This window comes from Mycobacterium hippophais, from assembly GCF_027529605.1.
Taxonomy (GTDB): domain Bacteria; phylum Actinomycetota; class Actinomycetes; order Mycobacteriales; family Mycobacteriaceae; genus Mycobacterium; species Mycobacterium arseniciresistens.
In genome coordinates this window covers 23,485-48,002 of the sequence record NZ_JAPZPY010000001.1, presented here as the reverse complement: position 1 = coordinate 48,002, position 24,518 = coordinate 23,485, and the positions used below count along the sequence as shown (strand labels likewise).

At 69.2% G+C, this 24,518-nt stretch carries 24 protein-coding genes and 1 tRNA gene; 15 read left to right on the top strand and 10 right to left on the bottom strand.

Annotation, left to right across the window (positions count from 1 at the left end):
* Positions 1 to 5: 5 nt before the first annotated feature.
* The 6 genes from O6P37_RS00250 to O6P37_RS00225 all read left to right on the top strand — a co-directional run bounded on the left by O6P37_RS00250 (position 6) and on the right by O6P37_RS00225 (position 5,896).
* Positions 6 to 1,046: an NAD(P)-dependent alcohol dehydrogenase gene (locus tag O6P37_RS00250; RefSeq protein WP_269892199.1), complete on the top strand. Its 1,041-nt coding sequence runs from the start codon at positions 6 to 8 to the stop codon at positions 1,044 to 1,046.
* A gap of 158 nt (positions 1,047 to 1,204) precedes the next feature.
* Positions 1,205 to 2,134: a sulfate adenylyltransferase subunit CysD gene (gene cysD / locus O6P37_RS00245; RefSeq protein ID WP_269892198.1), complete on the top strand. Its 930-nt coding sequence runs from the start codon at positions 1,205 to 1,207 to the stop codon at positions 2,132 to 2,134.
* Entirely contained in the window at positions 2,061 to 4,010 is a 1,950-nt protein-coding gene (cysN, locus tag O6P37_RS00240; RefSeq protein ID WP_269892197.1) for a sulfate adenylyltransferase subunit CysN, read from the top strand. Before cysD ends, cysN begins: the two co-directional genes overlap by 74 nt.
* Positions 4,007 to 4,744, top strand: a complete 738-nt coding sequence (locus O6P37_RS00235; protein WP_269892196.1) for a 3'(2'),5'-bisphosphate nucleotidase CysQ — start codon at positions 4,007 to 4,009, stop codon at positions 4,742 to 4,744. The genes cysN and O6P37_RS00235 overlap by 4 nt, the downstream gene beginning before the upstream one ends.
* Positions 4,741 to 5,406, top strand: coding sequence for a pyridoxamine 5'-phosphate oxidase family protein (locus tag O6P37_RS00230; protein ID WP_269892195.1), 666 nt, complete (start codon positions 4,741 to 4,743; stop codon positions 5,404 to 5,406). The genes O6P37_RS00235 and O6P37_RS00230 overlap by 4 nt, the downstream gene beginning before the upstream one ends.
* Before the next feature lie 10 nt (positions 5,407 to 5,416).
* Complete coding sequence (locus O6P37_RS00225; protein WP_269892194.1) at positions 5,417 to 5,896, top strand: Rrf2 family transcriptional regulator; 480 nt, start codon at positions 5,417 to 5,419, stop codon at positions 5,894 to 5,896.
* On the opposite strand, the gene O6P37_RS00220 is transcribed toward O6P37_RS00225, so the two are convergent.
* Complete coding sequence (locus tag O6P37_RS00220) at positions 5,893 to 6,963, bottom strand: NAD(P)H-dependent amine dehydrogenase family protein (protein ID WP_269892193.1); 1,071 nt, start codon at positions 6,961 to 6,963, stop codon at positions 5,893 to 5,895. The genes O6P37_RS00225 and O6P37_RS00220 overlap by 4 nt on opposite strands.
* Positions 6,960 to 7,349: a VOC family protein gene (locus tag O6P37_RS00215; protein WP_269892192.1), complete on the bottom strand. Its 390-nt coding sequence runs from the start codon at positions 7,347 to 7,349 to the stop codon at positions 6,960 to 6,962. The genes O6P37_RS00220 and O6P37_RS00215 overlap by 4 nt, the downstream gene beginning before the upstream one ends.
* 54 nt (positions 7,350 to 7,403) lie before the next feature.
* On the opposite strand from O6P37_RS00215, the gene O6P37_RS00210 reads away from it, so the two are divergent.
* A complete protein-coding gene (locus O6P37_RS00210; protein WP_269892191.1) occupies positions 7,404 to 7,949 on the top strand; it encodes a GNAT family N-acetyltransferase in 546 nt (181 codons plus the stop codon).
* 10 nt (positions 7,950 to 7,959) lie between these two features.
* Here the strand turns inward: O6P37_RS00210 and O6P37_RS00205 are convergent, their stop codons facing one another.
* The 4 genes from O6P37_RS00205 to O6P37_RS00190 all read right to left on the bottom strand — a co-directional run bounded on the left by O6P37_RS00205 (position 7,960) and on the right by O6P37_RS00190 (position 11,935).
* Complete coding sequence (locus O6P37_RS00205; RefSeq protein WP_269892190.1) at positions 7,960 to 8,790, bottom strand: hypothetical protein; 831 nt, start codon at positions 8,788 to 8,790, stop codon at positions 7,960 to 7,962.
* Between the two features lie 277 nt (positions 8,791 to 9,067).
* A complete protein-coding gene (locus tag O6P37_RS00200) occupies positions 9,068 to 9,958 on the bottom strand; it encodes a DUF4097 family beta strand repeat-containing protein (protein ID WP_269892189.1) in 891 nt (296 codons plus the stop codon).
* 22 nt (positions 9,959 to 9,980) lie between these two features.
* Positions 9,981 to 10,625, bottom strand: coding sequence for a response regulator transcription factor (locus O6P37_RS00195; protein WP_264014445.1), 645 nt, complete (start codon positions 10,623 to 10,625; stop codon positions 9,981 to 9,983).
* The gene (locus O6P37_RS00190; protein WP_269892188.1) at positions 10,613 to 11,935 is read right to left on the bottom strand and encodes a sensor histidine kinase; all 1,323 of its coding nucleotides are present in this window, start codon (positions 11,933 to 11,935) and stop codon (positions 10,613 to 10,615) included. Before O6P37_RS00190 ends, O6P37_RS00195 begins: the two co-directional genes overlap by 13 nt.
* A 144-nt stretch (positions 11,936 to 12,079) precedes the next feature.
* Between O6P37_RS00190 and O6P37_RS00185 the strand changes: the two genes are divergently transcribed.
* Entirely contained in the window at positions 12,080 to 12,508 is a 429-nt protein-coding gene (locus O6P37_RS00185) for a DoxX family protein (protein ID WP_269892187.1), read from the top strand.
* A gap of 1 nt (position 12,509) precedes the next feature.
* Here the strand turns inward: O6P37_RS00185 and O6P37_RS00180 are convergent, their stop codons facing one another.
* A complete protein-coding gene (locus tag O6P37_RS00180) occupies positions 12,510 to 12,923 on the bottom strand; it encodes a VOC family protein (RefSeq protein ID WP_269892186.1) in 414 nt (137 codons plus the stop codon).
* Positions 12,924 to 12,970: 47 nt separating this feature from the next.
* Here O6P37_RS00180 and O6P37_RS00175 point away from each other — a divergent pair, with 47 nt between their 5' ends.
* From O6P37_RS00175 to O6P37_RS00165, 3 genes are all read left to right on the top strand, one after another.
* A complete protein-coding gene (locus tag O6P37_RS00175) occupies positions 12,971 to 13,852 on the top strand; it encodes an LLM class flavin-dependent oxidoreductase (protein ID WP_269893118.1) in 882 nt (293 codons plus the stop codon).
* Complete coding sequence (locus tag O6P37_RS00170) at positions 13,849 to 14,523, top strand: DUF899 domain-containing protein (protein ID WP_269892185.1); 675 nt, start codon at positions 13,849 to 13,851, stop codon at positions 14,521 to 14,523. The genes O6P37_RS00175 and O6P37_RS00170 overlap by 4 nt, the downstream gene beginning before the upstream one ends.
* Positions 14,524 to 14,601: 78 nt before the next feature.
* Positions 14,602 to 15,024: a nitroreductase family deazaflavin-dependent oxidoreductase gene (locus O6P37_RS00165; RefSeq protein WP_269892184.1), complete on the top strand. Its 423-nt coding sequence runs from the start codon at positions 14,602 to 14,604 to the stop codon at positions 15,022 to 15,024.
* A gap of 39 nt (positions 15,025 to 15,063) precedes the next feature.
* Here the strand turns inward: O6P37_RS00165 and O6P37_RS00160 are convergent, their stop codons facing one another.
* The 3 genes from O6P37_RS00160 to O6P37_RS00150 form a co-directional block, all read right to left on the bottom strand.
* Positions 15,064 to 17,598 (bottom strand): hypothetical protein, encoded by a 2,535-nt coding sequence (locus O6P37_RS00160; RefSeq protein ID WP_269892183.1) that lies wholly within the window; start codon positions 17,596 to 17,598, stop codon positions 15,064 to 15,066.
* Positions 17,599 to 17,630: 32 nt separating this feature from the next.
* Positions 17,631 to 18,404, bottom strand: a complete 774-nt coding sequence (locus O6P37_RS00155; protein ID WP_269892182.1) for a peptidoglycan-binding protein — start codon at positions 18,402 to 18,404, stop codon at positions 17,631 to 17,633.
* A gap of 374 nt (positions 18,405 to 18,778) precedes the next feature.
* A tRNA-Arg gene (locus O6P37_RS00150) sits at positions 18,779 to 18,854 on the bottom strand.
* A 182-nt stretch (positions 18,855 to 19,036) separates the two neighbouring features.
* Here O6P37_RS00150 and argS point away from each other — a divergent pair.
* The 4 genes from argS to thrC are packed head-to-tail and all read left to right on the top strand — an operon-like array spanning position 19,037 to position 24,505.
* Positions 19,037 to 20,689 carry an arginine--tRNA ligase gene (gene argS / locus O6P37_RS00145; protein WP_269892181.1) on the top strand — a complete coding sequence of 551 codons (1,653 nt, stop codon included), beginning with the start codon at positions 19,037 to 19,039 and terminating at the stop codon, positions 20,687 to 20,689.
* On the top strand, positions 20,686 to 22,107 hold the full coding sequence (gene lysA / locus O6P37_RS00140) for a diaminopimelate decarboxylase (protein ID WP_269892180.1): 1,422 nt from the start codon (positions 20,686 to 20,688) through the stop codon (positions 22,105 to 22,107). Before argS ends, lysA begins: the two co-directional genes overlap by 4 nt.
* Positions 22,104 to 23,426, top strand: coding sequence for a homoserine dehydrogenase (locus O6P37_RS00135; protein ID WP_269892179.1), 1,323 nt, complete (start codon positions 22,104 to 22,106; stop codon positions 23,424 to 23,426). The genes lysA and O6P37_RS00135 overlap by 4 nt, the downstream gene beginning before the upstream one ends.
* The gene (thrC, locus tag O6P37_RS00130; RefSeq protein WP_269892178.1) at positions 23,423 to 24,505 is read left to right on the top strand and encodes a threonine synthase; all 1,083 of its coding nucleotides are present in this window, start codon (positions 23,423 to 23,425) and stop codon (positions 24,503 to 24,505) included. Before O6P37_RS00135 ends, thrC begins: the two co-directional genes overlap by 4 nt.
* Positions 24,506 to 24,518 lie beyond the last annotated feature (13 nt).

Genomic DNA, 24,518 nt, shown 5'->3' with positions numbered 1-24,518 from the left:
TCGCTGTGAGGGCGTTTCAGTTCGTCGAATGGCAGCAGCCGGGCGTACTCCGGGACGTGCGGGTTCCCGAACCCGGACCTGGGGAGGTGCTGATCAAAGTCGGCGGCGCCGGCGCATGCCACTCCGATCTGCACGTCCTGGAGTCGCCGCCCGACACAACGGCCTTCACGCTCCCGTTCACGCTGGGACATGAGAACGCCGGCTGGGTCGCGACGATGGGGCCCGGCGCAACCGGGTTCTCGCCCGGCGACCCCGTCGTCGTGTACGGCCCGTGGGGCTGCGGGCTGTGCATGAACTGCCGCCAGGGCATGGAGAACTATTGCCAGACACCGGGCAAGCCCAGTCCCGGCGGCCTCGGCGGCGCCGACGGCGGTATGGCCGAGTACCTGCTCGTGCCGTCGACGCGCTACCTGATCCCGTTGGGCGACCTCGACCCCCGGGATGCCGCCCCGCTCACCGACGCTGGGCTCACCAGCTTCCACGCGGTGAAGCGCTCCGTTCACCTCCTCGGCCCGGGATCGACCGCAGTCGTCATCGGCGCCGGCGGACTGGGACAGATGGCCATCCAGGTGGTCAAGGCGCTGTGCTCGGCGACAACCGTTGTGGCCGTTGATACCTCGGATGACAAGCTGGAGATCGCGAAAACTCTCGGTGCCGACGAAGCCCTCCTTTCCGGTGACGGTGCGGTCAAGCGGATCAAGGACATCACGAAGGACCACGGCGCGGAGGTCGTCCTCGATTTCGTCGCCGTGAACCCGACGCTGACGATGGCGGCGCAGGTGGCGCGGGTGCTCGGCCACATCACGATCATCGGTGTGGGCGGTGCGGCGTTGCCGGTGAACTTCCACAGCCCGCCCAACGAGTGCTCGGTCGCCGCACCGTTCTGGGGATCCATTCCGGAGCTGATCGAGGTGATCGATCTCGCGCAGTCGGGAAAGATCAAGATGCTCGTCGAGCACTTTCCTCTGGACGATGCGGCCCACGCCTATCACCTGCTCCACGAGGGCAAGATCCACGGCCGCGCCGTCATCACGCCGAACGGCTGACGCCGAGCGTGCGGCGTGTCGTCGCCGAACCGGCCGCTGACCGACGACTCGCCGCACCATCGGGCCCTGACCGGCCGTTGACACATCCGCCGTCGGCTGGTTCCATATCCAACTATGCAGATTAACCTGGTCAGTTCTACCAACTTAATGGGGAAGTAATGACGGCGACGCAGGAAGCCCTCGCCCAGACGGCCCGGTACGAGCTGAGCCACCTGCGCGTGCTGGAGGCCGAGGCGATCCACATCATTCGCGAGGTCGCCGCCGAGTTCGAGCGGCCGGTGCTGCTGTTCTCCGGCGGCAAGGACTCCATCGTGATGCTGCATCTGGCGCTCAAGGCGTTCCGGCCGGGGCGCCTGCCGTTTCCGGTGATGCACGTCGACACCGGCCACAACTTCGACGAGGTCCTTCAGGCCCGTGACGACCTGGTCGCCGAGTCGGGCGTCCGGTTGGTCGTGGCCAAGGTGCAGGACGACATCGACGCGGGCCGCGTGGTCGAGACCATCCCGTCGCGCAACCCGATGCAGACCTTCACGCTGCTGCGCGCCATCCGGGAGAACAAGTTCGACGCCGCGTTCGGCGGTGCGCGCCGCGACGAGGAGAAGGCCCGCGCCAAGGAGCGGGTGTTCTCGTTCCGCGACGAGTTCGGCCAGTGGGATCCCAAGGCGCAGCGGCCCGAGCTGTGGAACCTCTACAACGGCCGCCACCACAAGGGCGAGCACATCCGCGCCTTCCCGCTGTCCAACTGGACCGAGTTCGACATCTGGTCCTACATCGGTGCGGAGAAAATCGCGCTGCCGTCGATCTACTACGCCCACCAGCGCAAGGTGTTCAAGCGCGACGGCATGTGGCTGGCCGTGCACCGCTACCTGCAGCCGCGCAAGGACGAGGACGTCGTCGAGAAGACCGTGCGGTTCCGCACCGTCGGAGACGTCACGTGCACCGGATGTGTCGAGTCGACCGCCGCCACCGTCAACGAGGTGATCGCCGAGACCGCGATATCGCGGCTGACCGAGCGTGGGGCCACCCGCGCCGACGACCGGATCTCCGAGGCCGGCATGGAAGACCGCAAGCGAGAGGGCTACTTCTGATGGGGCGAGCGAAGCGACGGGGGAAATAGAGATGGCGACATTGCTTCGGCTTGCGACCGCGGGCTCGGTGGACGACGGCAAGTCGACGCTGATCGGCCGGCTGCTCTACGACTCCAAGGCCGTGATGGAGGACCAGCTCGCGGCCGTCGAGCGCACCTCCAAGGAGCGCGGGAACGACTACACCGACCTCGCGCTCGTCACCGACGGGCTGCGCGCCGAGCGGGAGCAGGGCATCACGATCGATGTCGCCTACCGCTACTTCGCCACGCCCAAGCGGAAATTCATCATCGCCGACACTCCCGGCCACACCCAGTACACCCGCAACATGGTCACCGGCACGTCGACGGCGCAGCTGGCGATCGTCCTGGTCGACGCCCGGCACGGCCTGCTCGAGCAGTCCCGCAGGCATGCGTTCCTGGCGTCGCTGCTCGGCATCCAGCACATCGTGCTCGCGGTGAACAAGATGGACCTGATCGGCTGGGACAGAGAACAGTTCGAGAAGATCCGCGACGATTTCCACGACTTCGCAGCGCGCCTGGACATCCACGACGTCACGACGATCCCGCTGTCGGCCCTGCTCGGCGACAACGTCGTGACCAAGTCCGACGCCACGCCCTGGTACGACGGCCCGGCGCTGCTGTCGCACCTCGAAGAGGTCTACATCGCCGGTGACCGCAACCTGATCGACGTCCGCTTCCCGGTGCAGTACGTCATCCGGCCACAGACCCACGAACACCAGGACCACCGCAGCTACGCGGGCACCGTGGCCAGTGGTGTCATGCGCACCGGCGACGACGTGGTGGTGCTGCCGTCGGGCAAGACGTCGCACATCACCGCGATCGAGGGACCCGGCGGCCCCGTCGACGAGGCGTTCCCGCCGATGGCGGTGTCGGTCAGCCTGGCCGACGACATCGACATCTCGCGCGGCGACCTGATCGCCCGGCCGAACAACCAGCCGAGGGTGGCGCGCGACTTCGACGCCACGGTCTGCTGGATGGCCGACGAGGCGTCGCTGGAACCGGGCCGCGAGTACCTGATCAAGCAGACCACCCGCACGACGCGGGTGAAGGTGGCGGCGCTGGCCTACCGGCTCGACGTGAACACCCTGCACCGGGACAAGTCCGCCACCGCGCTCAAACTGAACGAGCTGGGCCGCATCTCGCTGCGCAGCCAGGTTCCCCTGCTGCTCGACGAGTACAGCCGCAACGCCGCCACCGGGTCCTTCATTCTGATCGACCCGAACACCAACGGCACCGTGGCGGCCGGAATGGTGTTGCGCGACAACCGCAACGAAGTCGCGAGCCCCAACACCGTGCGGCACGAGTCGCTGGTGAGCACGCAGGACCGGCTCACCAAGGGCAGGACGGTGTGGTTCACCGGCCTGTCGGGTGCGGGCAAGTCGTCGGTGGCGATGCTGGTGGAGCAGAAGCTGCTGGAGAAGGGCGTGCCCGCCTACGTTCTCGACGGCGACAACCTGCGGCACGGGCTCAACGCCGACCTCGGATTCTCGATGGCCGACCGCGCGGAGAACCTGCGCAGGCTGGCGCACGTCGCCACGCTGCTCGCCGACTCCGGGCAGATCGTGCTCGTGCCGGCGATCAGTCCGCTGGAGGAGCACCGGGAACTCGCGCGCCGCGTGCACACCGAGGCAGGCACCGACTTCTTCGAGGTGTTCTGCGACACCCCGCTCGAGGATTGCGAGCGGCGTGATCCGAAGGGTCTGTACAAGAAGGCCCGCGCCGGGGAGATCACCCATTTCACCGGGATCGACAGCCCTTACCAGCGGCCGAAGAACCCCGACCTGCGGTTGACGTCCGACCACACGCCTGATGAACTCGCGGCCATGGTGATCGATCTGCTGGAGAGCCGCGAGTGAACGACCACGAACTGGCCGCCCGGCTGGCGACCAGGGCGGGCGACCTGCTGCTCGACGTGCGGGCCGAATTCGCCGACGCCGAGGTCGCCGAGCGGAAGGCCGCGGGGGACAAGCGCTCCCACGACTTCCTGATGACGGAACTGGCATCTGCCCGGCCCGGTGACGCGGTGCTCTCCGAGGAGGGCGCCGACGATCCGGTCCGGCTGCGTTCGGAGCGGGTGTGGATCGTCGACCCGCTGGACGGCACCCGCGAGTTCTCCGAGCTCGGCCGCGACGACTGGGCGGTGCACGTGGCCCTCTGGCAGGACGGCGAGCTGGTGGCGGGCGCCGTCGCACTGCCTGCGCAGAACACCACGTTCGCCACACCCCAGGTGGCCCTGCCGGGCGCCGTCGACGGCCCGCCGCGCATCGTGGTCTCGCGCACCCGGCCGCCGGCGATCGCACTCGCGGTCCGCGACGCACTCGGCGGCGAGCTCGTCGAAATGGGTTCCGCCGGCGCCAAGGTGGCGTCGGTGGTGCAGGGCCGCAGCGACGTGTACGTCCATGCGGGCGGTCAGTACGAATGGGATTCGGCCGCCCCGGTGGCGGTCGCGCGTGCGGCCGGTCTGCACACGTCCCGCATCGACGGGTCCCCGCTGCGGTACAACGCGGCCGATCCGAAACTGCCGGATCTGGTGGTGTGTCGCCCTGAACTCGCCGCGGCGGTGCTGGCCGTCACTACGCTCGGAGAATGACGCAGCCCTCGACGAACGTCACCCGGCTCAGCGGAAAGCAGACCACGTCGCGGCCTGCGCTGTACGAATTGCTGGCCGCCACACCGCTGGCCACCGTGGCGCTGGTGCGCGACGGGCATCCGGTGATGTTCCCGACGGGGTTCGCGCGCGTCGGTGACCACCTCGTGATTCACGGGTCGACGGGCTCGCCGTGGCTGCGCGCACTGTCGGCCGGCGCGCGGGCGGCGGTCTCGGTGACCACGCTCGACGGCGTCGTGGTCGCCCGCAGTGCATTCGAGTCGTCCTTCCGTTACCGCAGCGCGGTCCTCTTCGGCGCCTTCGAACGCGTTCCCGACGACGAGAAGCCCGCCTGTCTGGAGACGCTGACCGACGCGTTCGTCCCGGGGCGGGTCGCCGAATTGCGGGCCAGCACACGGAAGGAACTCGCCGCGACGCTGGCGCTGCGGCTGCCGATCGGCACCGACAACTGGTCGCTGAAGGTCAGCGCGGGCTGGCCGGAAGACCCCGAGGACGACATCGCCGCCGGCGGGTGGGCGGGAGTCGTGCCGATGACGATGACCTACGGCGCTGCGCTGATCGCGCCGGACTGCGACCCCGCCACGCCGGTGCCTGCGTCGGTGCGCACGCTGTCCGGGCGAAACGGCGCCACCGGCGGCTACTAACGTGTCAGGCATGCGAATGTCGGCCAAGGCGGAGTACGCCGTCCGGGCCATGGTGCAGCTGGCCACGACTGACGAGGGCGTCGTGGTGAAGACCGACGACCTCGCCAAGGCCCAGGGCATCCCCGCGCAGTTCCTCGTCGACATCCTCTCCGACCTGCGCACCGACCGGCTGGTGCGCAGCTACCGCGGCCGCGAGGGCGGTTACGAATTGGCCCGCCCGGCGGCCGAGATCAGCCTGGCCGACGTCCTGCGCTGTATCGACGGACCGCTGGCCAGCGTGCGCGACATCGGTCTGGGTGATCTGCCGTACTCGGGTCCGACGGCGGCCCTGACCGACGTGTGGCGTGCGCTCCGGGCGAGCATGCGCTCGGTGCTCGAGCAGACGACATTGGCCGACGTGGCCAGCGGGGCGCTACCCGGGCACGTGGCGGCGTTGGCCACCGACTATCTCGGCCAGGAACGGCAGCGGGGTCACCACCCGCCGGTCTAGTTGCCGAATCCGCGGGCGCTGCGGATCAGCGGCAGCGTGGCCGTGGTGGCGAAGCCAGGCGGCGCCTCGCACACCGCAGGCACCGCATTGAGGATCTGCATGCCGGTGGCGATGTTGGCGGCGTTCACGTGCTCGGCCATGGTGGCGGTGCGGCTGAAGCTGGCGAGCGAGATGAAGTGGGTGCGCATGGACGGGTCGCCCTCGATGGTCAGCGTCCAGCCGTGCTGCGGTGTCGGCCAGTGCAGCGGGTACTCGTTGCCGACCGTCCATAGCGTCTCGATCTCGACAAGCGGCCGGCCGTCGCGGCGGCCCACCCAGTTCCAACGCTGGCCGGCGGTGGTGCCGGCACGGAGCAGGTGGTCGAAGATCTGGTGATCCTCCACGGCGGCGACGGCCTCGACCGTGGCCGTCACCTCGTCGATGCCCGCGTGCAGCGCGTCGGCGAGCAGCCACACCTGCTCGGTGAATATGCCGCTGTTGAAGGCGAGGAAATCGGTTGCGGTGGGGCCGATCTCGTCAACCGGGCGGCCGAAGCACATGTTGTCGAACGTGATGGCCGTGCTGTCGTAGACCGACCAGTCGGCCCGCTCCTGCAGCGTGATCCGCTCGATGGTGCGGCACATGCCCGACAGCGCGAGCGGCAATGCGCCCGAGAGGTTTCCAGGGTTGATTCCACTGCCGTGCACACTGCTTGCGCCCTGCCTGCAGGCGTCGAGCAGACGGTCGCGGTCGGCGGCAGGCATCCGGTCGGGGTGGAACAGGAACGCGGTGGTGACCACGTTCTTGCCGCTGGCCAGCAGCGCGCACACGTCGTCGAGGTCGACGATGCGCGGTGTGTAGATCACGCAGTCGGCGTCGAGGGCGATGATCGCCGCGACGTCGGTGGTGGCGGTGACGCCGACCGGGGCGCGACCGATCAGGGTGCCGGCGTCCGCGCCGTCCTTGTCCGCGGAGTAGACCCGGACGCCGACGAGTTCGAGGTCGGGTCGGTCCAGGGTGGCGGCGAGGACCTCGTTACCGACCGCCCCGGTGGCCCACTGGATCACCCGGTAGGGGCGCGCGGTCAACTGCCCGATCCGTATGGGCGGGTGATGATCTCCAGGTAGTGCCCGGACGGGTCCTGGAAGTAGACCCCGCGACCCCCGTCGTGGTGGTTGATCTCACCGGGGTGGGATCCGTGTGGGTCGGCCCAGTGCGGCATGTTCCGCTCGCGGATGCGGCCGTAGATCGCGTCGAATTCGTCCTCGGAGACCAGGAATGCGTAGTGCTGCGTGTGGATCTCGGTGTCGGGTGGCACCTGCGCGTAGTCGAGGCTCACGCCGTGGTTGAGCGTAACGGCGAGGAACGGCCCGAACTCCTGCGCGTCGGGGAGGCCGAACAGTTCGGTGAAGAACGCCGCCGATTCCTGACGGTCCCGGGCGGCGACGATCTTGTGGTTGAACGTGATTGCCATGTCACCTCAGTCAAGCAGTGCAGCGGCGCGCAGGCAAGGATGCACGATGGCACCATGCCGGATGACGCGATCGCAGAGGTTCCCGTCCTCACCGGGCCGCGGGTGCGGCTGAGGGCGCCGCGGATCGAGGACGCGGAGGCCGTCTTCCACGGGTTCGCGAAGGACCCTGAGGTGACGCGGTACCTGTCCTGGCGACCGCACACCGACGTGGCCGAGACCCGCCGGGTGATCACCGAGTTCTACAACGTTGGCGACCACACGGCCCGGCTCATCGAGTGGCGCGAGTCCGGCGAGATCGTCGGCGTGTGCGGCACGACGCGTCTTTCCGGGCACGCCGTCGAGCTCGGGTACTGCCTCGGCCGACAGTGGTGGGGCCGCGGGATCATGTCGGAAGTGGTGGCGGTGCTGCTGGAGGCGATCCGGATGGACAACCGGATCTACCGCGTCGCGGCGTGCTGCCACCCCGACAACGCCGCCTCGGCGGCCGTGCTGCGCACCAGCGGCCTGGCGTTCGAGGGCAGGCTGGCGCGCTATGCGTTGCTGCCCAACCTCTCTGACGAGCCGCAGGACATGCTGCTGTTCGGAATGGCGGTGCGCTGACGGGGCGTGCCTAGATGTGGCCCGGCCCGCCCATGCCCATGCCCATCCCGCCGCCGAAGCCGCCGGTGTGGATGCCGCCACCCATGCCGATGTGGCCGAGGCCGCCGCCCATGCCCATGCCGCCAATGCCGCCCGGCGTGCCGATGTGGCCGATTCCGGCAGGTCCGCCCATGCCGGGGATGCCGCCTGGTCCGCCCATGCCGGGGATGCCGCCTGGTCCGCCCATGCCGGGGATGCCGGCGGGTCCACCCATCCCGGGGATGCCGCCGGGTCCGCCCATCCCGGGGATGCCGGCAGGTCCGCCGAGCCCGGCGGGTCCACCCATCGGCGGTGGCGCGATGGGCGGCGGTGCGATCGGCGGAGGCGCGATGGGTGGCGGTGCGACCGGTGGTGGCGCCACCGGTGGAGGTGGTGGCGCGACGGGGGGCGGTGCGACGGCGCCGCCCGGCGGCGGCGGTGGCGGAGGCGGTGGCGGCACACCCGGCGGTGGCGGGGGTGGCGGCGGCGGTGGTGCAGGAGGCGCGTACGGGCCCCCCGCGCAGACGGGGTTGGTGGGCTGGCTGATGCACGCGATGTCTGCCGGCCCGTTCGGAACCCCGGAACCCGGGGGAGGCGGTGGCGGGGGCGCGGGATCGCCGGGCCCCGGGGGATTGTCGAGGCACTGGGGCAGCCAGGGCTTCGTCAGGCACTCGGGGTCGGTAGGGTTCGGTTGAGCGTTCGCGGTGCCCGCACTCGCGGCGGCGATGCCGATGCACACGACGGCCGTACCTGTTCTCGTCATCGCGCCGCGGAGTCCCGAAGCCGTCGCCCAACCCATCCACTGCTCCTCACGTGCGGACATCAACGAGCCGTCCCGGCGTTTGCCGTTGCGGACGTAACGCCGCTTATCGTGACATGGCCGCGTGATGTTTGTCCGGGAAACAAGTGCAGTCCAGACACGCCTCGAGTCGTAGATCAATTGACGTCAGGGTCGATATACGGCCTGGCAGGGCGGAGCTTTGGCTCGTCGTGACCCTCCGCGTTACTGGGCGACGACCGGCGATCCATGCGCCGCTACAACGTGCCCGCGGCGCAGGCGGCGAGTCGCCCGGTCTGTTCTCCCGGTTTGCGGGCCGGACTCAGCGGTGGTGGATGTCGGCTTCCTCGATCACCACGTCGCCGGTGTCGGACCGCGCCGTGACATCGCCGACCGCGGCGCCGGGGTCGTCGGTCTCGGGCACCGCGACCGTCGCCGACTGACCCGACTGGGTGCGCACCAGGAAGGGGCCGCGCCCGGGCAAGCCGATCACCACGTCGCCGCTGCCGCTCACCGCGTCGACGACGCGCGGTGCGGTGTCGCGGAAGTCGACCGCGATGTCTCCGTCGGAGGTGCTGGCGCTGAATCTCTCCCGCACCGAGACCGGGTGGTGCGAGGCCACCTCGCCGTCGACCGTGTGGACCTCGATCCGGCGTGCGGCGCCGCTGAGGATGACCGCGCCGTCGTCGGTGCGGGCGATCAACTGGTCGACATCGGCCTGCGCCAGCACGACGCCGGTCCGCTGCTGGGTGCGCACGGTGAGCCTGCGCGCCTGCTCCGGCGGCAGCGTGACGGTGATCTCGCCGCCGCGCGCCCACTTCAGCATCGGCGACGGTGACTCCTCGATCGTCACGCGCCGCTCGGCGCCGGCACCTGTCACCGAGAGCCGGTGTTCGCCGCTGCGGTTGGTGTTCACCAGTCGCAGATCGACCCGGGGTTCGCGGGCCGCCCGGTCGGCGGTGATGCGGATGGCGACCGGCACCTCGCCGCTGTCGACGACGAGCGAGCGCATCGCGGCGGGCAGGGCCTGGCTGTCGGCGACCACTCGGACCGTGCTGACACCCCAGGCCGTGACCCCGAACGCCGCCACGCTGCCTACCACCAGGACGGCGGCGACGGTGATCAGAGCGGCGCGCAGCGCGGTGCGTGCGCCCGGCGTGATCGGCGGTGGCGGTCCGGCCGGTGCAGGCGGCGGGGGAGCGATGGTGGTCATGCGCGGGGTCCTTCCGGGTGGGTCACGACTCGAGGTAGCGGAGCACCGCCAGCACGCGACGGTTCTCGCCCTCGTCGGGCGTCAGGTTCAACTTGGTGAAGATCGACGCGATGTGCTTCTCGGCGGAGCCGACCGAGACGTGCAGCGCGGTGGCGATCGCCGAGTTCGTCCGGCCCTCGGCCATCAGTTGCAGCACCTCGAGTTCGCGCGGTGTCAGCTGATCGAGCACGCTGCGCCGGTGTGAGCGCACCAGGATCTGCGACACCACCTCGGGGTCGAGCACGGTGCCCCCGCCGCCCACCACGTCGACGGCGTCCAGGAAGGCAGGCACGTCGGCCACCCGGTCCTTGAGGAGGTAGCCGAATCCCTTGGTGTCCGAGGCGATCAGCTCGGCGGCATACCGTTCCTCGACGTAGTGCGACAGCACCAGTACCGGCGACTCGGGGTTCTGGCTGCGCAGCAGCGCGGCGGCGCGGATGCCTTCGTCGGTGAATGTGGGTGGCATCCGCACGTCGACGATGACGAGGTCGGGATGCTCCTCGTTGACCAGGCGCAGCAGGTTGGTGGCGTCGGGCACGCCTGCAACGACGTCATGGCCGGAATCGGTGAGGATGCGCTCGATGCCGGCGCGCAGCAGTGCGGAGTCCTCCGCGATCACGATGCGCATGGCAGCACCGCTGTGACGTTGGTGGGTCCGGTCGCCGGGCTGGTGACGGCGAAGACGCCGCGGGCGGCGCGCACGCGTTCGTCGAGGCCGCGCAGGCCGGTGGCATTGTCGTCCGCGGTGATGCCCGCGCCGCCGCGGCCGTTGTCGAAGATGTTGACGTGCAACTCCTCAGACGACTCGTCGAGCCGGACGGTGACGACCGCCTGGGTGGCCTGCGAGTGTTTGGCGACGTTCGTGACCGCCTCGGCCACCACGAAGTAGGCACACGCCTCCACCTCGTCGGGCAGCCGGCGGGGCAGTTGCAGGTCGAGCGTGGTCGGAACGGCGGACCGCTGCACCACCGACGACAGCGCCGCATCCAGCCCGCGATCGGACAGGATCGTGGGGGCGATGCCGCGCACCACGTTGCGCAGTTCGACGAGTGCGCTCTTGGCGTCGTCATGGGCCTCGGCGATGAGCTGTTTGGCCGCGGGCAGATCGGTGTCGAGCTTGGTCTGCGCGAGTCCGATCGTCATCGCCAGCGACACCAGCCGCGGCTGCACGCTGTCGTGCAGGTCCCGCTCGATGCGGTGCCGCTCGGTCTGCGCCGAGGACACTGCGCCCCAGCGGGCGTCGGCCAGTGCACTCACCTGATGTTGCAGCGCTGCGGTCGGTGACGGTGAGAGCAGCCACCGGTCGATCCTGGCGTCGAGGGCGGGGGCGAACACCAGGATGGCGACGGCGGCGAGCACCGCGACGGCGGCGAGCAGCCACGCCAGCACCGGCGACAGGAACGGCAGGCCGGCGTCGTCGTCGCTCGCGCTGACGGCCATCGCCGCCGGCGGTGCCAGGAAGGCGAAGGCGGTCAGGGCGAATGCGGCGCCGACGGCCAGCATGTCGTAGGCCATCCGCAGATAGTGGTGTGCCACGCCCTTCCAGAACCGGGCGCTGCTGATGTCGAGCCACTGCTGGTGCAGCCAGCGCACGAATCCGGTGTAGTGCGACACGTTGCGCGCTGCCACGCCGATGCCCAAGCCGAACACCGCCTCGCTGCGCAGCCGTTCGACGTGTTGGACACCGCGCATCAGGTAGATGAAGACGACTGCGGCGAGGACGAATCCGATGCCGGACGGGATCGACGAGACGCCGACGACCAGTATCGCGAGCGGAATCCAGAACCACACCAGGGCTATCGCGGCGCCGGTGATCATCGACGCCGTCGCCGTCACACCCAGGTGGCGGACGGCAGGCGTGACGTCGGAGGCGGTGGGTCCGGTGCTCTCACCGGCGGCGAGCGGGGCCGGCGGGGGGCTCGAGGTGACTGCGACCATGTCCTCAAACCTATGGAGTCGCGGCGGCGGGCGACACAGTGTTTCCCCGTTGATCCGGCGGGGGGAAACCCCCGCATCGATGAGTTTCGCGGCGGAGTCCGGTCTGCCCTGTCACACATCAGGCCGGACTCCGAGGGGCAGACCATGACCGTCACCGCATCATCACCGCAGCACAACACCGTCGACGCCGCAGGCAGCAGGGCGGGCCGGCGCGCCGGGATCGCGATCAGCGTCCTCGTCGGGGCGTTTCTGGTGTTCGACGCACTCGGCAAGCTCGCGGGTGCGTCGCAGGCCGAAGAGGGCACGGCCATGCTGGGCTTCCCGCAGGGGCAGACGCTGGTGATGGGCATCGTGTTGACGATTTGCGTTGCGGTGTGGGCGATTCCGCGGACCGCCGTGCTCGGCGCACTCGGCATCACCGCATACCTCGGTGGCGCGGTCACCGCCAACATGCGGGTCGAGGCGCCGCTGTTCTCCCACACGCTGTTCGCCGTGTACGTCGGTGTGCTGCTGTGGGCGGGCCTGGTCCTGCGCCGGCCACACCTGTTGACGGTCGCCGGGCTGCGGCGTTGACCTACGCCTCGGCGATCAGCTCCAGCGCGATGTTGTCGGGGTCGCGGAACTCCAGGATCCAGCCGTGCCCGATCGCCTTGACCGGCTCGTGGGCGATGCCGAGCGCGTCCAGGTGACCAGCCGCGCGGTCCAGCGCGTCGCGGCCGGACACCCGCAGCGCCAGGTGGTCGAGGCCGGTGCGGTCCTCGTCGAACCGGTCGGTGCCGACGGGTCGCAGGCCGATCAGCAGGTCGCCGACGCGGTAGAGGACGCCGCCGAACAGGAAGTGCAGCCGTTCCCGGGTCGCCGTGTCGGCATCGGCGGGCATCTCCAAAGCCACCGGCCAGTCGAACACCTGCTCGTAGAACTGCCGTGAGCGGTCGATGTCGGTCACGGTGAGCCGGATGTGCCCGATGGTCGTTGCGTCGATTGCCATGTCCTGGATGCTGCCACCCGTGCCAGAATCGCCGCGTGCGGATTGGGATGACCATGCCGGTGATGGAGCCGAACCTCGATTCGGCCCTGCTGCGTGCCTGGGCCCGGGTGATCGACGGTGGGCCGTTCTCGTCGCTGTGCTGGGGCGAGCGCATCGCGTTCGACAATCCGGACAGCTTGACCCTGCTCGGCGCCCTGGCGGCCTGGACCGACCGGGTGCGGTTGGTCACCACGGTGGTGGTGCCCCAGTTGCACGACCCGGTGATGCTGGCCAAGGGACTGGCCACCGGTGACATGCTGTGCGGCGGTCGCCTGACGGTCGGCATCGGCGTGGGCGGTCGCCACGAGGACTACGTGGCCGCCGGAGCGGATCCCGCGAGCCAGACGATGCGCGAGATGGCACGGCGCGTGGCGGTGATGAAGCGGGTGTGGGCCGGGGAGAAGGTCACCGACTCCGTGCTGCCGGTTGGGCCGCCGCCGGTGCAGCCCGGCGGACCCGAGCTGCTGGTCGGCAGCATCGGTCCGAAGACCGTGCGCAGCGCCGCGGCATGGGCGCGCGGCTTGGCCGGCATCACTCTCGACATGGATCTGGACAAGCAGCGCGAACTGTACGACGTCGCGCGCGATGCGTGGGCCCAGGCCGGCAAGCCGGCGCCGCATCTGGGCACGTCGTTCTGGTTCGCCATCGGCGACGACGACGATGCGCGCGGACAGGTGCATCGTCACCTGCGGCGCTACATGAATTGGATCCCGGCCGAGTACGTCGACGCGATGGCGCCGACCACCGGGTTCGCCGGCACAGAGCGTGAACTCGTCGAGGTGCTCGGCAGATTCGCCGACATCGGCACCGACGAGGTGCACCTGATCCCCACGAGCAGCGACATCGACCAGCTGCGCCGGGTCGCTGATGCGGTGGGCCTCTTCGCGTGACCGGGCCGTTGGCGTTGCCGCCCATCGTCTCCCGCGCGGAATGGCAGCGGGCCCGCGCCGACCTGCTGGTCAGGGAGAAGGAGCTGACCCGGCACAAGGACGAGGTCAGCGCAGCGCGCCGGCAGCTGCCGATGGTCGAGATCACCGAGCCCTACCTGTTCGACACCGAGAGCGGACCGGTGCCGCTGCTCGACCTGTTCGACGGGCGACGCCAGCTCATCGTGCAGCACTTCATGTTCGGGCCGGACTGGGACGAGGGCTGCGCCGGCTGCTCGATGATGGCCGACCACATCGGCCCGCTTTCGCACCTGCACGCGAAAGACACGTCACTGGTTTTGATCTCGCGCGCGCCCGTGGGCAAGCTGCTCGCCTTCCGGGACCGGATGGGCTGGGACCTACCGTGGGTGTCGTCGGGGACGTCGACCTTCAACGAGGACTTCGAGGCGACGGTCGACGGGGAGGAGCGCCATGCGATCAGCGCCTTCCTGCGCGACGGTGACCGGGTGTTCCACACCTGGAGCACCTACCGCCGGGGGGAGGAGCCGTTCATGGTGGTGTTCGACCTGCTCGACCTGACCGCCTACGGCCGCCAGGAGTCATGGGAAGTCTCCCCGCAGGGATGGCCGCAGCAGCCGCCGTACGAGTGGATGCGGCTGCACGACGCGTACTGAGCGCCGCGCGGTCCACTCACGGGACGCCGGCACGCCCCCCGCGGAATAGCCGGCAAGGTCGCCGTGTTTGGGTGAACCGTGACCGATCAACCCGAACTGAGCCCCACCGACTGGGTACGCGAACAGACCGAGCGCATCCTCGCGCAGGGCAGCACGGACGGCGTCGAGGTATTCGACCGAGCGGTCGTCCTCTTCACCACGACCGGCGCGCAGTCGGGCAAGAAGCGCTATGTGCCGCTGATGCGGGTCGAGGAGAACGGCAAGTACGCGATGGTGGCGTCCAAGGGCGGCGACCCCAAGCACCCGAGTTGGTACTTCAACGTCAAGGCCAACCCCGCCGTGACCGTGCAGGACGGCGACAAGGTGTTCACCGGCACCGCGCGCCAGATCGAGGGCGAAGAGCGCGAGCACTGGTGGAAGCTGGCCGTCGAGGCCTATCCGCCGTATGCGGAGTACCAGACCAAGACGACTCGTCAGATCCCGGTCTTCATCGTCGAGTAGTCCGCCCGGGGCGGCGGTGTCGATCGCCGCCGCCACCCGTCACGGCGACGTGCTGTCTGACGTGTCGCCTGACCCGTCGGCGTCTGACGTGGAGCCGTCCTGAGTCGTGCCGTCCTGGCTCGTGCCGTCCGACGTCGAGTCTGTAGAGGATCCCGCGTCGCCGCCTGTCGTGGCGTCGGTGGTCGGTTCGGCCGTCGCCGAATCCTCGGGCGCTGCAGGGGCACTCGTGGCCGTCTCACCGATGGCTGTTTCGGCGGTCGCTGTCGGCGCGGTGGCACCTGTCGTGGCCGCCGGCTCGGTCACCTGCGTCGACGGTGCCGGTGCCGACGTCGTGGCGGCCACCGTCGTACTCGGCGCTGTTGTCGTCGGCGGTGCGGTGGACGTCGCTGACGGGAAGGTCCCCGGCTGGTCCGCCTCGATGATGGCCTTGATTTCATTGGTGAAGGCGTCGAGTTGGGGAGCGATTTCGTCCGGGTCCACCTCGCCCTTCTCGATCTGCGCTTCGTAGTCCTGGATTCGTTCCCAGACGGCGTCGAGCTTCGCGGTGGCGTCCTCCGACAGCGGCTCGTCCAACGTGACGAACAGCTGCCGTGCGAGTGCATAGGTCAGGCAGTTGACGCATTCGTAGTTGAGCGCGCCGGCGAGATTCTGCGGCACCGCGACGTTGTCGTCCGTGGCATCCTCGTCGATGACGATCACCACCTGGTAGGCGACGGCGACCGCGCCGCACGAGTTGCACGAGGCGTAGGCGTGCGCCTCGTTGACGTTCATCGCCTCCGAACCTTCGACGTAGACCATGGCGAACGCCGCCTCGTACTCCATGGTGCCGTCGGTGGTGTTCACCGCGAGGGCCTGATTGTCACCCGGGTCCGGGGCCAGCGGCTTGTCGACCGGGAACACCCACCCTTTGTCGGCAGCCTGGGCAGCAGCAGGGCTCGCGATGTATCCGCCGCCGCCGTTGCTCTCCACCGCGGTCGGCGCCGCTTTGGGGACGAGGATGACCGCGAGTTGCGGCGAGCTCTGGGTCGGCATCGGGGTGTCGGTGTCCCAGAGTGCCTGGATGACTCCGCGGTCCCCGCGGACGAGCCGGGTGCTCGCGACCGGCTGCGGCGCCTCGGTGACGGTCCGGGGTTCGCCCAGTCGATCGACGCCGAGTGCGAACGTGATGTCACCGATCGTCCCGCGCTCACTCGCCTGGATGGGCCGGTAGTTCTCCCTGTCGAGCCACGTGACGGCCACCCCGGCCGCCACGGCTGCGCCGCAGATGACGGCCAGCAACCGCAGCGCGGGCTTACCGGCCGTCGCGTGCCGGACGCCTTGGGTCACCTGGCGGATGACACGGACCAGCAGGTAGATGATTCCCGCCATCGGAATCGCTATCGCGACCATGGCGAGCACCCGGGCGGCGGCCTGGATGAAGTCGCCATCGGCCCAGGCCGCGGCGAACACGTCCTGCTGCTTGTTCAGGCTCGCCCACGCCGTGCCGATCAGACGAGGCAACGCGTAGACCGCCACGGCGAGAGAAGCGATCAGCAGCGGGACGACCACCAGCACCCACACGGTCACCACGATGCGGGCCCACGGCTTCAGTGCCCTCGCCTGCGGATCCCGCCACCGCCACGGCAACACGCCGAGCAGTGTGGGCTTGATGCGGCCGTAGAGGTCCGGCACACCCGTGAGGTCGGCCAGGACGTGGTAGCCGTCGAATCGCACCAGCGGTGCGAGCTGACGGAGCATCTGGATGATCTGCGTCGCGACGACCAAGAGCAGCGCGTCGTATCGGAGTCCCAGCCACAGGCCCGTGATCGCCACCGCGACAATGGCGTTGAAGTACAGGCCGCCGAGGTCGGTGCGCAGCCGTCCGGCACGGCCGAGGCGGTAAGAGTCGGTGACGTCGGTGTAGAACGCGGGCCAGACCAGGTACAGCCCAAAACCCATGACGCCGGGTGTGGAACCGCCGTACCTGGCGGCGGCCGCGTGCCCGAACTCGTGGAAGCCCGCAGACAGCACCGTGACGACGAAGACGAGGATCAGCAGGCCTGGCCGTTCGAACGCGTCGTACGCAGCCGAGGCAAGCCCTTTACGGAAGAACACCCACCAGCAGACGACGGCGAAGGCCGCGAGCACCGGCATGACCACCACCGGCCGGAACAGGAACCGGAAGGGGTCGGTCAGCCTCCGGGTGCGGTCGGGATCGGTGACGGCGTAACGGAACCGGAGCCCCAGCAGCGGGTTTCGCTTCTCGACGGCGGGTTCGGTGCCGTCCGGCCCGACCAGCAGACCCAGCGGCCGCAGCTGCTGATCGCAGAAGTGCGCGACGTTGTCCTCGCTGACGCTTCGGCCGGTCGACTCGGAGACCGCGGCGGCCACTTCCTCCGCATCGCGGCGACCATCGATCTCCCGCAACGTCGCATAGAGCAGCGGGGTCAGCTGGATGGTCTGACCGTCGGCGCGGCGAACCAGGGAGGGCGGGACCCGGTAGCCGGATCCCGCCATCTCCCCGATCAGCTCGACACCGTCCGCGCGGCGCAGGAGGGCCTGTGTCGGGCCTGCGCCGTCGGTTGTCGCAGTCACCTGGGTGCTCCTCGTGTCAGCGGGGTGTGGCGTCAGCCGTCGGAGCCGGTGCTGCTGCCTGCGCTGTCGCCACCGGACGTTCCGTCGCCGGCGTTACCGCTGTCGTTATCACTTGAAGTGCCATCGCTTGTGGTGCTGCTGGTCTCACCGGACGTGCTGTCGGGCTGTGTGGTGCCCTGGTCGATGGTGGAATCCTGAACAGCGTTCGCGCTGGCGATACCCTCGAGCCGCTGATTGATGACCGCATCCTGGTTCGAGAACGCGATGGCGTCCGAATTGGTCGAACCGACGTTCGCGGCGACGGCCGCATCGATCGGCGCGGCCACGTTGGCGTTGGCGGCGACGGCGCCGGCGATCGGCGCCGCGAGATCGGTGTCGAGGTCGACATTGACGTCGACGTTCAGCAGTGGGCCTTCGAGTGTGGCGAGGTCGCCGATCTCCACCGTGCCACCGTCGTCGGGCGGCGGCGGCGCGGGATCGCCGTCGGCCTCGTCGGCCTGGTCGATGTTGCTGGTCTGATCTGCCTGCGCGTATGCGTCGGCGAGTAGCACCTGGTTGACCGAGGCGGTCTGAATGGTCTCGGCCTGCGCACCGGAGTCCTGCGACATCACGTTGGCCGCCGCGGACGCCTCGAGTGGTGCCGCGACGTTGAGCTGAGCCGCCGCGGCCAGATCGATCGGCGCGGCTGCGTCGATGAACACGTCGACGTCGACATTGAGGTCGAGGATCGTCACCACCTCTTTGTCCGGAAGCGCGGTGGCGACCTCCGCCTCGATTTCCTCCGGGGTCAGTCCCTGACTACTCATTACGGTCTCCCGTCGCCGCGCCCGACGTTGCTGACGCCGGAGCTAGTGGTCATCAGATTGGTGCCGAGAGACGTACCCATTTGCGCGCAAGATCATTTACTTTCGCGCAGAAGAACTTCAGTATCTTTTCGATAGGCCAGCTAGAAGCGAGAATCAGCTAATTAGCCGCATTGCGGATCGCATGATGCTTCTCGCATTTCACGGGGTGTTCCGCACCGGCGAGCGTCGAGCATCGACATAGCTGAGTTCCTGTTAGTGCGTGCCCTCGAATATGCGCGTCGACGCCAAGAAAGGTGCCGGTCCGCGTCCTGCAAAGTTGGCCGAGCGTGATTGTTCGGTGTAGCAGGCGTTCTGTTTCTCTCTTGCTGAGACTGTGGTGCCCCCGGCAGGATTCGAACCTGCGGCCTTCTGCTCCGGAGGCAGACGCTCTATCCCCTGAGCTACGGGGGCGCACGCGATGCGCCGTTGGGCGAAGACAGATTAGCGCATGGGAGTCACCCGCTCCCAACCGCTGTTCGGCGAGTGTGCGCCGACGTCCGCAATCTGCGGCGTGTCGCCGTGCAGACGCGCTCGCTCGCCGGGGGAGTAATCGATTCGGGCGGTGACCACCCCAGACCATAGGATGGACCCCCGTGACACCCGCCGACCTCGCCGAGCTGCTCAAGTCCACCGCCGTCGCGGTGCTGGCCGAGCACGACCTGGACGCCTCCGCCCTGCCGGCCACGGTCACCGTCGAGCGTCCCCGCAATCCCGAGCACGGCGACTACGCCACCAACATCGCCCTTCAGCTCGGCAAGAAGGTCGGCACCAATCCCCGTGAGCTGGCCGGCTGGCTGGCGACCGCACTGGCCGACCGGGACGGCATCGCCTCGGCGGAGGTGGCCGGGCCCGGCTTCGTCAACCTGCGGATCGAGGCGTCCGCGCAGGGCGTGATCATCGACAACGCGCTGCAGGGTGGCCGGGCGTACGGGCACTCCGCGGTGCTGGCGGGCCAGAAAGTCAACCTCGAGTTCGTCTCGGCCAACCCCACCGGCCCGATCCACATCGGCGGCACCCGGTGGGCCGCCGTCGGCGACGCGCTGGGCCGCCTGCTGGCCACCCAGGGTGCCGAAGTGGTGCGCGAGTACTACTTCAACGACCACGGCGCGCAGATCGACCGGTTCGTCAACTCGCTGGTCGCCGCCGCCAAGGGTGAGCCGACGCCGGAGGACGGCTACGCCGGCAGCTACATCTCGGACATCGCAGCCCAGATCCTGCAGAAGGATCCCGAGGTGCTGACGTACCCGGATGCCCAGACGCGCGAGACCTTCCGGGCGATCGGCGTCGATCTGATGTTCACCCACATCAAGCATTCGCTGCACGAGTTCGGCACCGACTTCGACGTGTTCACCCACGAGGACTCGATGCACACCAGCGGCCGCGTCGAGCAGGCCATCGCCAAGCTGCGTGAAACCGGCAACATCTACGAGAAGGACGGCGCAACCTGGTTGCGCACCACCGAGTTCGGCGACGACAAGGACCGCGTGGTCATCAAGAGCGACGGCAACGCGGCCTACATCGCCGGTGACCTGGCCTACTTCCTGGACAAGCGCCAGCGCGGCTTCGACCTGTGCATCTACATGCTCGGCGCCGACCACCACGGCTACATCGCCCGGCTCAAGGCCGCCGCCGCCGCACTCGGTGACGATCCGGACACCGTCGAGGTGCTGATCGGCCAGATGGTCAACCTGGTCCGCGACGGGCAACCGGTGCGGATGAGCAAGCGTGCAGGCACCGTCATCACGCTCGACGACCTGGTCGAGGCCATCGGCGTCGACGCCGCGCGCTACGCGTTGATCCGGTCCTCGGTGGACACCCCGATCGACATCGACCTCGAACTGTGGTCGTCGGCCTCCAGCGAGAACCCGGTCTACTACGTGCAATACGCACACGCCCGGCTCTCCGCACTCGCGCGCAACGCGGCCGAGCTCGGCGTCGTCGCGAGCACCGAACACCTCGAACTGCTCACGCACGACAAGGAAGGCACTTTGATCCGCAACCTCGGCGAGTTCCCGAGGGTGCTCAATGCCGCTGCGGCCCTCCGGGAACCGCACCGGGTGTGCCGTTACCTCGAAGACCTGGCCGGTGACTACCACCGGTTCTACGACTCCTGCCGGGTGCTGCCCCAGGGTGACGAGGAGCCGGGCGACCTGCACGCCGCGCGGATCGCGCTCTGCGATGCGACGCGTCAGGTGGTCGCCAACGGGCTGGCCATTCTCGGCGTCTCGGCCCCGGAGCGGATGTGATGGCGCACCCCGCAGGACCCAGGCACGCCGAAGAGGTTCGCCACGGCGGCACGCCGCCACCGCCGCTCGCAGCGGCCGATGTGCTCGAGTTGGCGCCGAACGTGTGGCCCCGCAACGCCGTCCGCGGAGCCGACGGGGTGGTGTCGATCGCGGGCGTTCCCGTCACCGACATCGCCGCCGAGTTCGGCACGCCGGTGTTCGTGATCGACGAGGACGACTTCCGGTCTCGCTGCCGGGACATCGCCACGGCGTTCGGCGGCGGTGACAACGTCCGGTACGCCGCCAAGGCCTTCCTGTGCGGTGAGGTCGCCCGCTGGATCGACGAGGAGGGGCTCGCGCTTGACGTGTGCAGCGGCGGCGAACTCGCCGTCGCGCTGCACGCCTGCTTCCCGCCGGAGCGAATCGCGCTGCACGGCAACAACAAGAGCATCGACGAATTGACGGCCGCGGTCGCGGCCGGGGTCGGACATGTCGTCGTCGACTCGATGATCGAGATCGAGCGCCTCGACGAGATCGCCGGGCGGCACGGCGTCGTGCAGGACGTGCTGGTGCGGGTGACCGTCGGTGTGGAGGCCCACACCCACGAGTTCATCTCCACCGCACACGAGGACCAGAAGTTCGGGCTGTCGCTGGCCAGCGGAGCCGCGATGACAGGGGTGCGGCGGGTCTTCGAGGCCGGCAACCTGCGCCTGGTCGGTCTGCACAGCCACATCGGTTCGCAGATCTTCGACGTCGCCGGCTTCGAGATCGCCGCCCATCGGGTGATCGGCCTGCTGCGCGACGTGGTCGCCGAGTTCGGGGTCGACAAGACCGCGCAGATCGCCACCGTCGACCTCGGCGGCGGCCTCGGCATCTCCTATCTTCCGCAGGATGATCCACCACCGATGAAGGTGCTGGCCGACAAACTGCTGACCATCGTGGGTGAGGAGTCGGCCGCGGTCGGGCTGCCCGCTCCCCGTCTGGTCGTCGAACCCGGCCGCGCGATCGCCGGTCCAGGCACCATCACGCTGTATCGGGTCGGCACCACCAAGGACGTCGCGGTCAGCGCCAACGCCCTCCGCCGCTACGTCAGTGTCGACGGCGGCATGAGCGACAACATCCGCACCTCGCTGTACGGGGCGGAGTACGACGTGCGGCTGATCTCACGCATCAGCGAGGCCGTGCCGACGCTCAGTCGGGTGGTCGGAAAGCATTGCGAGAGCGGCGATATCGTCGTTCGCGACGCATGGATGTCCGATGACGTCGCCCCAGGTGACCTCGTCGGCGTCGCTGCGACCGGCGCGTACTGCTACTCGATGTCGAGCCGGTACAACATGCTGGCGCGGCCGCCGGTGGTGGCCGTCCGGGACGGAAGGGCGCGGCTGATCCTGCGCCGGGAAACGGTCGAAGATCTGTTGAGTCTGGAAGTGAGTTCATGAGTAGTGAGAAAGCCGTCGGCATAGCCGTTCTCGGCCTCGGCAATGTCGGCAGCGAGGTGGTGCGCATCATCGAGCAGAGCGCCGCCGATCTGGCTGCCCGTGTCGGCGCCCCGCTGGTGCTGCGCGGCGTGGGCGTGCGCCGTGTCGCCGGTGACCGCGGCGTGCCGATCGATCTGCTCACCGACGACATCGAGGGGCTCGTCTCGCGCGATGACGTCGACATCGTCGTGGAGCTCATGGGCCCCGTCGAACCCGCGCGTAAGGCGATCCTCGCTGCGCTGGAGCAGGGCAAGTCCGTCGTCACCGCGAACAAGGCGTTGATGGCGCAGTCCACCGGTGAACTCGCGCAGGCGGCCGAATCTGCCCGCGTCGACCTGTATTTCGAGGCGGCGGTGGCCGGCGCCATCCCGGTGATCCGTCCGCTGACCCAGTCGCTCGCCGGCGACACCGTGCTGCGGGTGGCCGGCATCGTCAACGGCACCACCAATTACATCCTGTCCGCGATGGACGAGACCGGTGCCGACTACGACAGCGCCCTGGCCGACGCGAGTGCGCTCGGATACGCCGAGGCCGATCCCACCGCCGACGTCGAGGGTTACGACGCCGCCGCCAAGGCCGCGATCCTGGCGTCGATCGCCTTCCACACCCGGCTGACCGCCGACGACGTCTACCGCGAGGGCATCACCGCGGTCACCGCCGAGGACTTCGAATCCGCCAAGGAGCTCGGCTGCACCATCAAGCTGCTGGCCATCTGCGAGCGACTCACCACAGACGAAGGGCAGCAGCGGGTCTCGGCGCGCGTCTACCCGGCGCTGGTGCCGCTGAGTCATCCCTTGGCCACCGTCAACGGGGCCTTCAACGCCGTGGTGGTGGAGGCCGAGGCCGCCGGCCGGCTGATGTTCTACGGCCAGGGCGCCGGCGGCGCCCCGACGGCGTCGGCGGTGATGGGCGACCTGGTGATGGCTGCGCGTAACCGCGTGCAGGGCGGCCGTGGCCCGCGCGAGTCGAAGTACGCCGCACTGCCGGTGTCGCCGATCGGCTTCATCCCGACCCGCTACTACGTCAACATGAACGTCGCCGACCGTCCCGGTGTGTTGTCTTCGGTGGCAGCGGAATTCGGCAAGCGTGAGGTCAGCATCGCCTCGGTGCGCCAGGAGGGCATGGTCGACGAAGGCGGCCGCCCCTGCGGCGCCCGGATCGTGGTGGTCACCCACCGGGCCACCGATGCGGCGTTGTCCGAGACCGTCGATGCGCTCGGCGATCTCGACGTGGTGCAGAGCATCAACAGTGTCCTGCGGATGGAAGGCTTCACCGAATGAGCGCACCATCCCGCGCGGTGCACACACCGTGGCCCGGCCTGATCGCCGCCTACCGAGACCGCCTGCCCATCGGCGACGACTGGGCACCCGTCACGCTGCTCGAGGGCGGCACGCCGCTGATCCACGCCCGACGGCTGAGCGAACAGACCGGATGCACAGTGCATCTCAAGGTCGAAGGGCTCAACCCGACCGGCTCGTTCAAGGACCGGGGCATGACCGTCGCCGTCACAGACTCGGTGGCCCGCGGTCAGCAGGCGGTGCTGTGCGCGTCGACCGGGAACACCTCGGCGTCGGCGGCGGCCTACGCCGCCAAGGCAGGCATCACCTGCGCGGTGCTGATCCCGCAGGGCAAGATCGCGATGGGCAAGCTCGCTCAGGCGGTCATGCACGGCGCCAAGATCATCCAGGTCGACGGCAACTTCGACGACTGCCTGGAACTGGCACGCAAGCTGACCACCGACCACCCCGCGATCGCTCTGGTCAACTCGGTGAATCCCTACCGCATCGAGGGCCAGAAGACCGCCGCGTTCGAGATCGTCGATGCGCTGGGTTACGCGCCCGACGTGCACGCGCTGCCGGTCGGCAACGCAGGCAACATCACGGCGTACTGGAAGGGCTACACCGAGTACCACCGCGACGGTCTCGGTGATCGGCTGCCCCGGATGCTGGGCACCCAGGCCGCCGGCGCCGCACCGCTGGTGCACGGTCAGCCGGTGAAGAACCCCGAGACCATCGCCACTGCCATCCGCATCGGTGCACCGGCGTCCTGGACGTCGGCCGTCGAGGCGGCGCAGCAGTCCGAGGGCCGTTTCCTGGCCGCCACCGACGAGGAAATCCTCACGGCCTACCACCTGATCGCGCAGTCGGAAGGTGTGTTCGTCGAGCCCGCGTCGGCCGCCAGTGTGGCCGGGTTGCTGAAGTCGGTCGAGGACGGCTGGGTGCGCCGCGGATCGACGGTCGTGTGCACCGTGACCGGCAACGGCCTCAAGGACCCCGACACCGCGCTGCGCGGGATGCCGCCGGTCACCGCGATCGCGGTGGACCCGGCCGCAGTGGTCGCCGAGCTCGGCCTGGGCTGACAGGACGATCGTC

Coding starts and splice junctions, on each gene's coding strand:
- cysD (WP_269892198.1), top strand. CDS start 1,205: ATGACGGCGACGCAGGAAGCCCTCGCCCAGACGGCCCGGTACGAGCTG.
- O6P37_RS00230 (WP_269892195.1), top strand. CDS start 4,741: ATGACGCAGCCCTCGACGAACGTCACCCGGCTCAGCGGAAAGCAGACC.
- O6P37_RS00225 (WP_269892194.1), top strand. CDS start 5,417: ATGCGAATGTCGGCCAAGGCGGAGTACGCCGTCCGGGCCATGGTGCAG.
- O6P37_RS00215 (WP_269892192.1), bottom strand. CDS start 7,349: ATGGCAATCACGTTCAACCACAAGATCGTCGCCGCCCGGGACCGTCAG.
- O6P37_RS00210 (WP_269892191.1), top strand. CDS start 7,404: ATGCCGGATGACGCGATCGCAGAGGTTCCCGTCCTCACCGGGCCGCGG.
- O6P37_RS00205 (WP_269892190.1), bottom strand. CDS start 8,790: ATGTCCGCACGTGAGGAGCAGTGGATGGGTTGGGCGACGGCTTCGGGA.
- O6P37_RS00200 (WP_269892189.1), bottom strand. CDS start 9,958: ATGACCACCATCGCTCCCCCGCCGCCTGCACCGGCCGGACCGCCACCG.
- O6P37_RS00195 (WP_264014445.1), bottom strand. CDS start 10,625: ATGCGCATCGTGATCGCGGAGGACTCCGCACTGCTGCGCGCCGGCATC.
- O6P37_RS00190 (WP_269892188.1), bottom strand. CDS start 11,935: ATGGTCGCAGTCACCTCGAGCCCCCCGCCGGCCCCGCTCGCCGCCGGT.
- O6P37_RS00185 (WP_269892187.1), top strand. CDS start 12,080: ATGACCGTCACCGCATCATCACCGCAGCACAACACCGTCGACGCCGCA.
- O6P37_RS00180 (WP_269892186.1), bottom strand. CDS start 12,923: ATGGCAATCGACGCAACGACCATCGGGCACATCCGGCTCACCGTGACC.
- O6P37_RS00175 (WP_269893118.1), top strand. CDS start 12,971: ATGACCATGCCGGTGATGGAGCCGAACCTCGATTCGGCCCTGCTGCGT.
- O6P37_RS00155 (WP_269892182.1), bottom strand. CDS start 18,404: ATGAGTAGTCAGGGACTGACCCCGGAGGAAATCGAGGCGGAGGTCGCC.
- O6P37_RS00135 (WP_269892179.1), top strand. CDS start 22,104: ATGAGTAGTGAGAAAGCCGTCGGCATAGCCGTTCTCGGCCTCGGCAAT.
- thrC (WP_269892178.1), top strand. CDS start 23,423: ATGAGCGCACCATCCCGCGCGGTGCACACACCGTGGCCCGGCCTGATC.